Origin of the sequence: Pleomorphomonas sp. JP5, assembly GCF_023721815.1 — a bacterium.
Classification (GTDB): Bacteria; Pseudomonadota; Alphaproteobacteria; order Rhizobiales; family Pleomorphomonadaceae; genus Pleomorphomonas.
The window spans coordinates 157,522-170,415 of the sequence record NZ_JAMDLI010000008.1 but is presented as its reverse complement, the minus strand read 5'-3'; the positions used below and the strand labels follow the sequence as shown (position 1 = coordinate 170,415).

The 12,894-nt window shown below is 64.4% G+C and carries 11 protein-coding genes; 3 read left to right on the top strand and 8 right to left on the bottom strand.

The annotated features are described in order from the left end of the window. Window positions 1–34: 34 nt before the first annotated feature. Window positions 35–1,240, top strand: a complete 1,206-nt coding sequence (gene glp, locus M4J40_RS12010; protein ID WP_251754401.1) for a gephyrin-like molybdotransferase Glp — start codon at window positions 35–37, stop codon at window positions 1,238–1,240. Here the strand turns inward: glp and M4J40_RS12005 are convergent. The 3 genes from M4J40_RS12005 to gph form a co-directional block, all read right to left on the bottom strand. After that, window positions 1,218–2,000 (bottom strand): HesA/MoeB/ThiF family protein, encoded by a 783-nt coding sequence (locus tag M4J40_RS12005; RefSeq protein ID WP_251754400.1) that lies wholly within the window; start codon window positions 1,998–2,000, stop codon window positions 1,218–1,220. The two genes, glp and M4J40_RS12005, sit on opposite strands and share 23 nt — an antisense overlap. 171 nt (window positions 2,001–2,171) lie before the next feature. Continuing rightward, window positions 2,172–4,364, bottom strand: coding sequence for a methyl-accepting chemotaxis protein (locus M4J40_RS12000; RefSeq protein ID WP_251754399.1), 2,193 nt, complete (start codon window positions 4,362–4,364; stop codon window positions 2,172–2,174). Window positions 4,365–4,977: 613 nt separating this feature from the next. Then, window positions 4,978–5,646 (bottom strand): phosphoglycolate phosphatase, encoded by a 669-nt coding sequence (gph, locus tag M4J40_RS11995; RefSeq protein WP_251754398.1) that lies wholly within the window; start codon window positions 5,644–5,646, stop codon window positions 4,978–4,980. Window positions 5,647–6,018: 372 nt separating this feature from the next. Between gph and M4J40_RS11990 the strand changes: the two genes are divergently transcribed. Continuing rightward, a complete protein-coding gene (locus M4J40_RS11990; RefSeq protein WP_251754397.1) occupies window positions 6,019–6,525 on the top strand; it encodes a DUF2059 domain-containing protein in 507 nt (168 codons plus the stop codon). A 71-nt stretch (window positions 6,526–6,596) separates the two neighbouring features. Continuing rightward, window positions 6,597–7,964 (top strand): glutathione-disulfide reductase, encoded by a 1,368-nt coding sequence (gor, locus tag M4J40_RS11985; RefSeq protein ID WP_251754396.1) that lies wholly within the window; start codon window positions 6,597–6,599, stop codon window positions 7,962–7,964. A gap of 37 nt (window positions 7,965–8,001) precedes the next feature. On the opposite strand, the gene M4J40_RS11980 is transcribed toward gor, so the two are convergent. The 5 genes from M4J40_RS11980 to M4J40_RS11960 form a co-directional block, all read right to left on the bottom strand. Next, the gene (locus M4J40_RS11980) at window positions 8,002–8,829 is read right to left on the bottom strand and encodes an AraC family transcriptional regulator (protein ID WP_251754395.1); all 828 of its coding nucleotides are present in this window, start codon (window positions 8,827–8,829) and stop codon (window positions 8,002–8,004) included. 136 nt (window positions 8,830–8,965) lie between these two features. Next, the gene (locus tag M4J40_RS11975) at window positions 8,966–9,967 is read right to left on the bottom strand and encodes an ABC transporter ATP-binding protein (RefSeq protein ID WP_251754394.1); all 1,002 of its coding nucleotides are present in this window, start codon (window positions 9,965–9,967) and stop codon (window positions 8,966–8,968) included. Between the two features lie 4 nt (window positions 9,968–9,971). Next, a complete protein-coding gene (locus tag M4J40_RS11970) occupies window positions 9,972–11,030 on the bottom strand; it encodes a Gfo/Idh/MocA family protein (RefSeq protein ID WP_251754393.1) in 1,059 nt (352 codons plus the stop codon). After that, a complete protein-coding gene (locus M4J40_RS11965; protein WP_251754392.1) occupies window positions 11,027–11,866 on the bottom strand; it encodes a carbohydrate ABC transporter permease in 840 nt (279 codons plus the stop codon). Before M4J40_RS11965 ends, M4J40_RS11970 begins: the two co-directional genes overlap by 4 nt. A 13-nt stretch (window positions 11,867–11,879) precedes the next feature. After that, on the bottom strand, window positions 11,880–12,830 hold the full coding sequence (locus tag M4J40_RS11960; protein ID WP_251754391.1) for a carbohydrate ABC transporter permease: 951 nt from the start codon (window positions 12,828–12,830) through the stop codon (window positions 11,880–11,882). Window positions 12,831–12,894 lie beyond the last annotated feature (64 nt).

Genomic DNA, 12,894 nt, shown 5'->3' with positions numbered 1-12,894 from the left:
GTCACTCCGGTCGGATGATACCCCAGGAGACATCATGACGCTGATTTCCGTGGATGCCGCCCAGACCGAACTCCTGTCCGCCGTTCGACCGACCGTGAGCGAGCGGGTGCCGCTCGCCGAGGCCGGTGGGCGGGTGCTGGCTGTCGATCTCAAGGCACGGCGGACGCAGCCGCCGGTTCCCATCTCCTCCATGGACGGTTACGCCGTGTCGGCGGCATCTTCCGGCGATGTCTGGCTCCGCGTGATCGGCGAGGCGGCGGCCGGCCATGCTTTTGACGGCGACGTGCGCGCTGGGGAGGCGGTCCGCATCTTCACCGGCGCTCCGCTGCCGACGGGAACCGATTGCGTCGTCATGCAGGAAGACGCCGAGCGCGACCAAGACCGCGTCCGCTTCAAGATCCAGCCGGTTTCCGGCCGTTACGTCCGCGCGCGCGGGATGGATTTCAGCGAAGGGGACGTTGGTCTTGCCGCCGGAGTGCGTCTTGGTTTTGGTACGCTGGGGCTTGTCGCCGCCATGAACCACGGCAGCGTTCCGGTGCATCGTCGGCCTCGGGTCGCCCTGATTGCCTCCGGCGATGAACTTGTGCCGCCCGGAAGCGTTCCGCAGCCCCACCAGATCGTCGCGTCCTCTTCGGTGGCGCTCGCCCACCTGATCGCTCAAGCAGGTGGCGTTCCGCTTGATCTCGGTATCGCTCCCGACGATCTTGGCATGTTGCGCCGGCACATCCGCCTGGCGATCGATGGTGGTGCCGACGTGGTGGTGGTGATCGGCGGCGCCTCCGTTGGCGATCACGATTACACTCGCGCCGCGCTCGAAGCCGAGGGGGCGGCGATTGGCTTCTGGAAAGTGGCCATGCGTCCCGGCAAGCCGCTGATGCATGGGCGGCTCGGTCAGGCCGAGGTGCTCGGCCTGCCCGGCAATCCCGTGTCGACACTGGTCTGCGGCGTGCTGTTCCTGGTGCCGTTGATCCGCGCCTTGCTGGGGTGTGGCGACGTGCTGCCGGAAACGGTGCCTGCCGTGCTCGAGGAGGCTCTCGGGGCCAATGATCTGCGCCGCGAGTATCTGCGCGGACGAGCGACGGCCAAGGGCGGGCAGTTGCTTGTGACCCCTTTCGCGCGGCAGGACTCGTCCCTGATGAGGACGATGGCCTTGGCCAATGCCCTCGTCATCCGTCCGGAGTATGCCCCCCCCATGGCGGCAGGCGAGATCGTCGAGATCATTCGGCTCGAGCGGGACTGAGCGGCACGACCGTATCAGGGCGGCGCTTGTAGCCGATGCTGTCGAAGCGCATGTCGCGGATGTCGACCATCAGCAGCCGGCCGATCAGCGGTGTTCCCACGCCGGTGATCAGCTTCAGAACCTCGCAGGCGGCAAGCGTCCCCAACACGCCGACGACGGCGCCGAGAATTCCGACCTGTGCGCATGTCGGCACCTCGCCATCCGGTTCGTTCGGCATCAGGCAGCGCCAACTCGGCAGGGGGCGGCCTTCGTCATCCGACAGATAGGGCTGGAGGGTGGTCACCGAACCGTAGAACTCCTGGACGGCGGCGGTCACCAGCGGCTTCTGGAGCGCATAGGCGGTGTCCGCGACCAGAAAGCGTGTCTGGAAGTTGTCCGTTCCATCGACCACGATGTCGAAGCGATCGATGATGTCGGCGATATTGTCGCCGTCGAGGCGAACGGGAATGAGTTCCGTCGTCACGTGCGGGTTCAGGGCCGCTACGCGCTCGGCGGCACTCTCGACCTTCGGTCTGCCGACGTTGGCGGTGGAATGGACGACCTGTCGCTGCAGATTGGATAGCGACACCACGTCGTCGTCGACAAGGCCGAGCGTTCCGACGCCGGCGGCGGCGAGATACTCGATGATGGGCGAGCCGAGGCCGCCCGCTCCAACGCAGAGAACCCTTGCCGCCTTCAGCTTCTGTTGGCCCGGACCGCCGACATCCCGCAGCAGAAGGTGGCGCGAGTAGCGGCGGACTTCGTCTTGGCTGAGGGTCATCGGTCGGTTCCCTGGTGTGCCGGTCTCGGCAAGGCTGGTTGTCGAGATCATCGCGTATCGGCGTCGTGCTTTCCAGCCCATGATGGCGCGCAAGCAAAGCCGACTGGCAAAAACGAAAAGACCCGCGGGAAGCCGTTCGGCCTCCCGCGGGTCGGATTGTTCAGGGTTGGCTCAGGCCGCTCTGACGGTCGTCAGGAAGGTGCTGACCTGTTCCTTCAGCATTTCGGACTGCTGGGACAGCTCCTCCGAGGAACTCAGGACCTGTTCGGCGGCGGCGCTGGTCGCCGATGCCGCCTGCGTGACCAGCGCGATGTTGCGGGACACGCCAGCCGTGCCCGTCGAGGCGCTCTGGACGTTCTGGGCGATGTCCTGCGTCGTCGCCGCCTGTTCCTCGACCGCCGAGGCGATCAGGGCCGCGATCTGATCCATCTGCTCGATGGTCTTGGAGATGCTGTCGATCGCCGTGACCGCCGTCTCGGTGGACGACTGGATCCCGGAGATCTGTGAGCCGATCTGGGCCGTTGCCTTCGCCGTCTGGTCGGCGAGGTTCTTGACTTCGGAGGCCACCACGGCAAAGCCCTTGCCGGCTTCACCCGCACGGGCGGCCTCGATCGTTGCGTTGAGCGCCAGAAGGTTGGTCTGGCCGGCGACGTTGCCGATCAGGTCGATGATCTCGCCGATTCGCTGGGCTGCGTCGGAGAGTTCCTTCACCGTCCTGGCCGTTCCGATGGCTTCCTGCACGGCGCTAGCCGCCATCCTGGCGCTTTCGGCGACCTGGCGGCTGATCTCCTGCACCGACACCGCCATTTCCTCGGATGCCGAGGCAACCGTGTTGACGTTGGCCGATGCCTCTTCGGAGGCGTGGGCGACTTCGGAGGACCGGACCGAGGTGTCCTCTGCGGTGCTGGTCAGGGTCTGGGCGGCCGATTGCAGCTGGGACGAGGCCGAGGAGACCGAACCGACGATCGCGCCAACCGACCGCTCGAACTCGTCGGCCATCCTGGCCATCGCCGCCTTCCGCTCCGCGGCGATGCGCGCGTCGTTGGCCGCCGCCTGCTCGCTTGCCTCCTTGGCGTCGACGACGGCGTTCTCCTGAATGATGCCGACGGTGCGAGCCATCGCGCCGATCTCGTCCTTGCGCCCGGTGCCGGGCACGACGATGCCGGTTTTGCGGGCCGCGAGGCCTTCCATGGCAGTGGTCAGGCGTTGGATAGGATTGCTGACCGACAGCGACACCAGCCACATGACGACGATGCCGGCAAAGGCGACCACCATCGACACGAGAATCTGATTGCTGGTGCTGTCACCCTGCGCTTCGGCTGTTTCGGTTGCGAGCTTGCTGACGTCCGCCATCACGACGGAGCGTGGAACTCCGATGAGCACCGACCAGTTCGTCCCGGTCCGCCCGAGCGGGACAGGCGCGAACACGCGCAGGCGGTCGTTGGCCTCGTCATAGGTAACCAGCTGTTTGCCTGCCGTGATCGTCTCCATGTCCTGTTGCCAGGACTGGTTGATCTTCGACAGCGGGCCGCCAATGGCCGTCGGGTCGCCACTGGAGGCGACGACAAGCCCCTTGTCGGTCACGATCGTGACGGAGCCTTCGCCACCATAGATCTGTCCATTAACGGATTCGGCGAGCTTCTGGATGGCCGACAGGTCGAAGTCCGCGCCGGCAACGCCCAGGAACTTGCCCTTCGCGGTGATCGGGACGGACATCGTCGCGAGATGAACGGCTTTGCCCTGCACGATGTAGGGCAGCGGCGCGAGGATGCTCTCTTTGCCGGTTTCCTGCGGGCCGATGAACCAGCCGCCCTTCATGAGGCCGTTGGTATGGCTCTCGCGGCTGTCATACTCGACCAGCGGCTGGAGAGCGATCTTGCCGGCGCTGTCACGCGTCCAGTAGGGCAGGGCGCGGCCGGTTCCATCCGAGCCAACGTCCGCCTTGCCTTTGAAGGCGGCGTCGTTGCCGTCGAGGCCGTCGACGACCCAAGCGCTGTAAGTGCCGTTGAAGCGGGGATTGTCCTTGAGAACGTTGAGAAGGGTGGCGTTGAGCTGGGCTCGACGCAGTTCTGCCGGCGTCGCCGACTGACCGTCCTCGACCATCATCTCGAAGGCGCGTGCCATGTTGCGAGCCGCTGCGAAGGCCGTGTCCACTTCCGCGCGGATGTCGCCCGCCTGCGTGGTCGCGATACCAAGGAGGGCTTCCCGCGACTTGGTCTCGAGCAGTTGGGACACGCTCTTGTTGGTCTGTTCATTGACCGTGTTGCTGGCGAACACGCCATAGCCAACGACAGCCGCTACGGTCGCGACCAGACAGACGACCGAAAGTGCGACGATTTTGACTTTAATCGATTGAACGTTCACTGGAACCCCCAGCTTTGACAGCGCTGTCCGGTTGGCAGCTTCAACCGTTCTAGCCGGCAACCGTTAACAACGAAAAAATATTCGCTGCACAAAGAGTTCGAAGTTCAGTACTTCGACCATCGTCGCAATGGACGTAGGTGATGTCTTTACAGTCTGGTGTGTACGAGAATTTGCTTATTTTTCAAAAGGTGTCTTCTTGCTTTCGTCTCTCGTAGTTGTTGCAAGGGAGCTAGGTTGGGAATCAATACGGATTGATTCATGTATTGGATGCCGCGAAAACTCGATTTGGTTCTGAAATGCGTTATGAGGACCGAACGCTATACGCGTAGCTCTTGGCAAGCGTCACCGCTGAGACGCGACGCATGACGGCCATGGCAGCCGGCGGAGTGGCGCGGAGCCTTTCTCCGTCGTTGGCGCTGGATGTGTCGAAGAGCCGGGAGAAGAGGGCGCCAAACGGTCTCGATGAACTCCTGCTGGAGCCTCCCTTTCCCATCGAGGTTCTGCCTCCGGGCGACCATGCTGGTCCGCGTTGCCGGCTTCGTCATCCCCTTGTTCCTTAGGCTATCGGGGCGGGCGACAGTCTCCCCAAGAGCGGGTGAAGACGTGGGGGAGGTCAGTTCGGGAGAAGTGTCTCCACGGCAAGATCCAGCTCGTCATAGTGACTGATGGTCGTATCGGCGCCAAGTTCGGCCGCCGGTCGTCCGCCGTAGCCGAACGTGACGGCGATGGCGGGAACGCGGGCGGCACGGGCGGTGGCGATGTCGGTTTCGCTGTCTCCCACCATGACCGCTCTCTCCGGCACGCCGCCGGCCCTGAGGATAGCTTCCGTGAGCGGTCGCGGATGCGGCTTTTGCTCGGGAAGGCTGTCGCCGCCGATGATCACGGCAAAGTTGCCGGCGAGCCCTGTTCCCTTGAGAACGGCGTGGGCGAGCGCCTCCCGCTTGTTGGTGCAGACGGCAAGACCGAACCCGCGCTCCGAAAGGCGGGCAAGCGCGCCGGCAAGCCCTGGGTAGGGGCGTGTGTCCACGGCGATCTCCGCCGCGTAGAAGGCGATGAAGCGTTCGACCAGCTCGGATAGCCGGGCCGCCTCCAGCGATCGGCCGGCGTGGCGAAAGCCCTCGCAGATCAGGGCCCGCGCTCCATGGCCGAAGAGCAAGGCTACGTCCGCCCGCCGGAGAGGCGCCAGCCCCTGTTCGTCGAGGACGCGGTTGAGGGCCCTGAGAAGGTCGGGCCCGGTGTCGAGAAGCGTGCCATCGAGATCGAAAACGACAACCGGACGCATCGGTGGTTCTGCCTTTCTTTCGCAGTGGTGAGAGGGATTTAGCATGCCAGGTCGCGGGCGCGGGGATTATCCGTCATTGGACAACCTTGAAAGGGCCAACAAAGGTCGCGTTGGAGCGCAACGGGCTTGCGACATTGCGCAGTTTGCGGCAAACCAGCGGGGGCCGTTTCGGGGGAAATGGGGCTTGATCGCGGCGGGCGCATCATTTCGCCAGATTTCGGTTTCACAGGCTGGGCGACGGCGCTTTGACGCGATCGGAACCGCCGGTGATTCCATACGGGAATCGCCTTGGCGCCAGGGGTGATCGTGACAAGGGGCTTGCCCTTCAGGACAAATGAAGCCAACGACGAAGTCGATATCGGAGATTTGTTTATGCACCGGACCCTGAACCTTCTCCGCCGCCCACTGGCGGCGGCCATGGTGATCGCCGCGCTGGCGTCTCCGGCATTGTCTGAGGACTTCACCGAGTCCCATCTCGCGGCAGCCCGCGAAACCATTGCCGCCGCCCATGCTTCCGAGCAGTTCAACGAGATACTGATCGTGCTGGCCGAGCAGACCAAGGCGCTGTTCCAGCGCTCCAACCCCGGCGCCGCCAAGGACATCGAGGAAGTGGTGAGCGCCGTTGCTCTCGACCTTGCCAAGCGTCGCCCCGATCTTGATCGCGAGCTCGAGCGCGTCTGGGCCGGTCGCTTCAACGAGGACGAACTGAAGCAGATCACCGCCTTCTTCAGCTCGCCGGTCGGCCAGAAATACGGCCAGCTTGCACCGGTGATCATCCAGGATTCGATGCGTTCGGCCGGCATCTGGCGCGACGCCCTGTCGACGGAAATCCTCACCCGGTCGCGGGACGAGCTCAACAAGCGCGGCTACAACTTCTGACGCACTTGTGTTGCCACGACTGGCCGCCGGGATGATAAGAGAACGGACGTTCCTCTACACGGCGGTTGGTAATGGCATCCTTCGACTATGATCTCTTTGTCATCGGCGCGGGCTCCGGCGGAGTTCGCGCCGCTCGTATTTCGGCGGGTTATGGTGCGCGCGTTGCCATTGCCGAGGAATCGCGCATCGGTGGCACCTGTGTCATTCGGGGCTGCGTTCCGAAAAAGCTGCTGGTCTACGCGTCCCGGTTCGCCGGGGAGTTCAACGATGCGGCCGGATTCGGCTGGTCGGTTGGAGAGCGATCCTTCGACTGGGAGGCGCTGAGGGCCTCCAAGGAGCGGGAAATCACCCGTCTCGAAGGCATCTATGCCGGCAACCTGCAGCGATCCGGCGTGGAAGTCATCCGCGACCGCGCCGTCATCACCGGTCCCAATGAGGTTCGCCTCGTCGCCGAGGAGCGGACCATCACGGCGGAGCACATACTGATCGCCACCGGCAATCGTCCCGTACTGCCGGATATTCCCGGAATCGAGCATGCCGTCACGTCGACCGACATGTTCGATCTTCCGTCCCTGCCGCAAAAGGCCGTGGTCGTGGGCGGTGGGTATATCGCGCTTGAGTTTGCGTCCATCCTCATTGGCCTCGGGGTTGCAACCACGGTGCTCTATCGTGGCGAGCAGGTGCTGCGCGGCTTCGACCGGGAGGTCCGGGACAAGCTGGCCGACGCGCTCAGGGCGCGTGGCCTGGACTTGCGCACCGGCGTACAGGTGCGGAAAATCGACAAGACGGCGGCTGGCCTCGCCGTCAGCGTTACCGATGGCTCCGATCTCGACACCGATCTGGTGCTCGCCGCCACCGGTCGCCATCCGAACACGACCGGGCTCGGGCTCGAGGCGCTGGGCGTGGCGCTCGATCAGGATGGCGCCATCGTCGTCAACGCTCTGTCGGAGACGTCGGTACCCTCGATCTACGCGGTCGGCGACGTGACCAACCGGGCGCAGCTCACGCCGGTGGCGATCCGGGAGGGGCATGCTTTCGCCGACACGGTGTTCGGCGGCCGCGAAAGCTTCGCCGACCATTCGATCCTGCCGACGGCGATCTTCACCACGCCGGAAGTCGGCACGGTCGGCCTGTCGGAAGAGGCGGCCTGCGCGGCGCACCAGGCGGTGGACGTCTACAAGGCGGAGTTCCGCCCGATGCGTAACATCCTCGCCGGCCGGGACGAGCGGACCTTCATGAAAGTGGTCGTCGATGCCGTTACCGATCGCGTTCTGGGTGTCCACATCATGGGGCCGGAAGCCGGCGAGATGATCCAGACCATCGGCATCGCCATGACCATGGGGGCGACCAAGCGCGACTTCGATCGCACCATGGCCGTCCACCCCACCGCCGCCGAGGAACTGGTGACGTTGCGGACACCCGCCGTGCGCCACAGGTAGCGAACGGCGGGGACCGGGAGCGAGACTTCGCCGCTCGTCAGACGATGGGGATCCAGATTTCCACCGTTCCCATGCAGGTTTGGGCATCGAAGCGCTCGTCATAGAGCTCGAAGTCGGGCGTCTTGGCCGGCGTCAGGCCTGCGTCAGGCAGACCTTTGTTCCAGACGGTGTAGACGGTCTTGTTGAAGCCCGAGAGGTGGCCGACATGCTTGAAGACGGCATAACGGCTTGCCGGAATCTCGACGGTGTCGAGGCCTTCGGGCACGTGACTGGAGGGTGTGGCGAGACCGGCGACGTAGCGGAAGTGGCCGTCGGCCTCCATGTCGCAGCATACCCCGTAGCATGCGCCGGGGACCGGCGAGGGGATGGCGGCGCAGTGTTGGTCGAAGTCCCCCCACAGCTTGGAAATGACGGAATTCGTCTCGAAGGTGCAGCGGGTTGAAAGCCCTGTGACCCGGAAGGCGTCGCGTTCGCGAAGCTCGGGGGCGGCGATATCGATGATCATGTCCTTGCGCATCGTCCATGGCTCCATCAAGGGGAGGTTGTCGGTTGTCCCGGCCTGCCGGACCGTGCTCGGCAATACGCCGAAAAGACCGACGAAGGCGCGGGTGAAGGCTTCATGCGAGCCGTAGCCGGCGTCGAGCGCGATCGGCAGAATGTCCTGATCGCCCCTTGCCAGCGCCTCAGCGGCGAGGGTCAGTCGCCGCGCTCTCAGATAGCTCATCGGGCCGAGGCCAACGGCGCCCTGAAAAAGGCGGGAGAGGTGCCAGGGCGTGACGGCGCAGTGATCGGCCAGTTCGGCGAGCGTCAACGACCGTGCGACATTCAGCTCCAGATACCAGATTGCCTTTTCCAGAACGCTCATCTCTTCCTCGTCACGCTGAAAGCGCTTCATTGATGAACGAAGCCGGAACACTCCGCTTGATCGAAATTGCGGGGTGCGCTGAAAAACGACAAACGCCGCCTCAAGGCGGCGCTGCAGGGCCAATGCCGCGACCGCGTCAGGCGGTTATCGCGCGGCCGCTCTCGTCAAAGCGATGGATCTTGGTCGCATCCGGCGTCGCATGGACGATGTCGTCGGCGGCGTAGCGGTGCTCGCCGAACAGGCGCACGGTGATGAGCCCGGCACTTTCGGTTTCCAGGTAGAGGTTGGTGTCGGCGCCGAGGTGTTCGGCATGGATCACCTTGCCCCGGAAGCGGCCCTCCGTCGGCGATACCGACATGTGCTCCGGCCGGATTCCGATGGTTGCGCCTGCCTCGCCGATGCGCGCCGCCTCGATGAAGTTCATCTGCGGCGAGCCGATGAAGCCGGCCACGAACAGGTTGGCCGGCCGATTGTAGAGCTCCATCGGCGAGCCGATCTGCTCGATGACGCCGCCGTTCAGCACCACGATGCGGTCGGCGAGCGTCATCGCCTCCACCTGATCGTGCGTCACGTAGATCATGGTGGCGCCGAGCTGGCGGTGCAGGCGGGCGATCTCGACGCGGGTCTGGACACGCAGCGCCGCGTCGAGGTTGGAGAGTGGCTCGTCGAACAGGAACAGTTCCGGCTCGCGCACCAGCGCGCGACCGATGGCGACGCGCTGCCGCTGGCCGCCGGAGAGTTCGGCCGGCCGCCGCTTGAGATAGGGCTCCAGGGACAGCATCTCCGTCGCCTTGGCGACGCGCACTTCGATTTCCGCCGCCGGCGCGCCGGCCTGCTTGAGGCCGAGCGCCATGTTGTCGCGCACGCTGAGGTGCGGGTAAAGCGCGTAGGTCTGAAAGACCATGGCGATGCCGCGCTTGGCGGGCGGCGTCACGGTGACGTCCTGCCCGTTGATCAGAACGGTGCCCGAGGTGACGTCCTCAAGGCCGGCGATAGAGCGCAGCAGCGTCGACTTGCCGCAGCCCGAAGGGCCGACGAAAATGACGAAGTCGCCGTCCTTCACCTCGAGGTCGATGCCCTTCAGCACCTCCTGCGCGCCGAAGGACTTTCTGATGTTTCTGAGTTCCAGCGATCCCACGGGCTTATCCTTGCAACTTGACCGGCTTGCCGGTGCGCACGCTTTCGTCGGCGGCAAGGCAGACCGCCAGCGACTTCAGGGCGTCGTTCATGTGCTGGGTAAGGTCGATATCCTCGACGATCGCCTTCAACATGTAGGCCTGCTCCAGCTCGCACAGCTCCTGGTGGCCCGGTTCGCCCGCCATGGTGTGATCGACGTCGGGCGCCAGGAAGGCGCCGTCCGCTCCGGTTGCAGCCTTGTGGACGCGGATGGTCGAGGTGCGGGTATGGGCGTCGACATCGTCCGACTTGCCCTCCCGCATGACGATGGAGGCCGAGCCGTTGGGCGAGATGATGTCTTTGACGAAGAAGGCCTGTTCCGACATCATCGGTCCCCAGCCGGCCTCGTACCAGCCGACCGAGCCGTCGGAGAACAGCACCTGCAGGTGGCCGTAGTTGTACATGTCCGGCGCGATCTCGTTGGAAAGGCGGAGGCCCATTCCACGGACTTCCGTCGGCTCCGCGTCGGTCACCTGGCACATGACGTCGATGTAGTGCACGCCGCAATCGACGATCGGCGCGGTGGTGTTCATCAGCGCCTTGTGCGTCTCCCAGGTCTTGCCCGAGGACTGCTGGTTGAGGTTCATGCGGAACACGTAGGGGCCACCCAGCGTCCGCGCCTCGGCGATGAAGCGCTGCCAGGACGGATGGTGGCGCAGGATGTAGCCGATGACCAGTTTGCGTTTGTTGGCGACGGCGCAGTCGATGATCCGCCGGGCGTCGGCAACGGTGGTGGCCAGCGGCTTTTCGACGAAGATGTGGCAGCCCTGTTCCATGGCCATCACGGCGTAGTCGGCGTGGCTTTCCGAATAGGTGCTGATCGACGCCAAGTCGGGATGGAGCGCCTTGAGCGCCTCCGGAAAGGACGGGGCTATATCGTAGCCTTGGAGCTCGTCCGGCAGCGCCACCTTGGTGCGGTTGACGAGGCCAACGATCTCGTAGCCGGGATTGCGATGGTAGGCGAGGGCGTGGCTCCTGCCCATGTTGCCGAGGCCGGCGGAGAGAACCCGAACGGGCGATGTCATTTGACCGCTCCCGAGGTGATGCCGCGGATCAGCTGCCGCGAGAAGATGATGTAGAGGATGAGCACCGGGAAGATGGCGAGCGACAGTGCCGCCAGCACGGCGTTCCAGTTGGTGACGAACTGGCCGATGAACAGCTGCGCGCCGAGCGTCACCGTCTTGGTGCTTTCGCCGGGGGCCAGGATCAGCGGGAACCACAGGTCGTTCCAGATGGGGATCATGGTGAAGACGGCCACCGTCGCCATGGCCGGCCGCACCAGCGGCAGCACGAGGCGGAAGAAGATGGCGTATTCGGAAAGACCGTCGATGCGCCCGGCATTCTTGAGATCGTCCGATACCGTCCGCATGAACTCCGACAGGATGAAGATGGCCAGCGGCAGGCCTTGCGCCGTGTAGACCAGCACGAGCGCGGTCAGCGTGTTGACGAGGCCCGTCGCCACCATGCCCTGCAACAGCGCCACCGTTCCGAGGCGGATCGGGATCATGATGCCGATGGCCAGATAGAGGCCCATCAGCGTGTTGCCGCGGAAGCGGTATTCTGCCAGCGCAAAGGCGGCCATGGCCCCGAACAACAACACCAGGAAGATCGAGACGACGGTGACGACGGTGCTGTTCTGGAAGTAGGTGACGAAGTCACCCTGCTTCAGAACCGTCTCGTAGCCGATCAGGCTGAAGGTCGACGGGCCGGGCAGGCGCAGCGGCTGACCGAAGATCGCCTGCTTGCTCTTGAGCGAATTGATGATGGTGAGAAACACCGGAAACAGCGCCACCAGCGTGTAGGCGATCAGCGCCACATGGACGAGGCTGGTGCGCAGCTTCGATTGTCTTGCCTTGGACATCCGCCCCCTCCCGTCAGAACTGGTAGCGGCGGATGCGCCGCTGGATGCCGAACAGGTAGATGCAGACGCCGGTCAGGATGATCAGGAACATGATGGTGGCGATGGTGGCCCCCATCGACTGGTCGCCGAGCTGCAACTGGAACCCGAAGAAGGTGCGGTAGAGGAAGGTGCCGAGAATGTCGGTCGCCTTGTCCGGACCTGCCAGCGCCCCCTGCATGGTGTAGACGAGGTCGAAGGCGTTGAAGTTGCCGACGAAGGTCAGGATCGAGATGATGCCGATGGCCGGCAGGACAAGCGGAAGCTTGATCTTGAAGAACTGCCCCCAACCGGTGATTCCGTCGATCTCGGCCGCTTCGATCACCTCTTCCGGGATGCTGAGCAGTGCAGCGTAGATCAGCATCATCGGAATGCCGATGAACTGCCAGACCGACACCAGAGACACGGTGATCAGTGCCGAGCCGGGCTTGCCCAGCCATGGACCGAACATCGACTTCATGCCGACGAGATCCATCAGCCAGGGTGCGACGCCCCAGATCGGCGACAGGATCAGTTTCCAGATGAAGCCGACGATGACGAAGGACAAGAGCGTGGGCAGGAAGAAGGCCGTGCGGTAGAAGGCCGCGAACCTGAGGCCCGGCAGCGACAGAAGCGCGGCGAGCGCGACGCCGATCGGGTTCTGAACGGCCATATGGATCAGGAAGAAGACGAAGTTGTTGCCAAGCGCGTTCCAGAAGTCGCTCGCCCAGCGTGGATCGCCGAACAGCGTCGCGAAGTTGGCAAAGCCGACGAAGACATGCTCGCCGTCGACGACGTTGAAGAAGGACTGCCGAAGCGTCTCGATGAGCGGCAGGATCATCACCGCCGTGTAGATGATGACGGCGGGAGCGAGGAAGACGAGGATATGCCAGCGCCGCGGTCGCCGCCGCGAGGCTTCCTCGCCCTGTTCGGGTGCAAGGTCAGTCATGTCGATCTCTGTGGCGCCGGCGGCTTGTCGGTTGCCCGACAGGCGAAAAGGGCGGCGGCGCGAA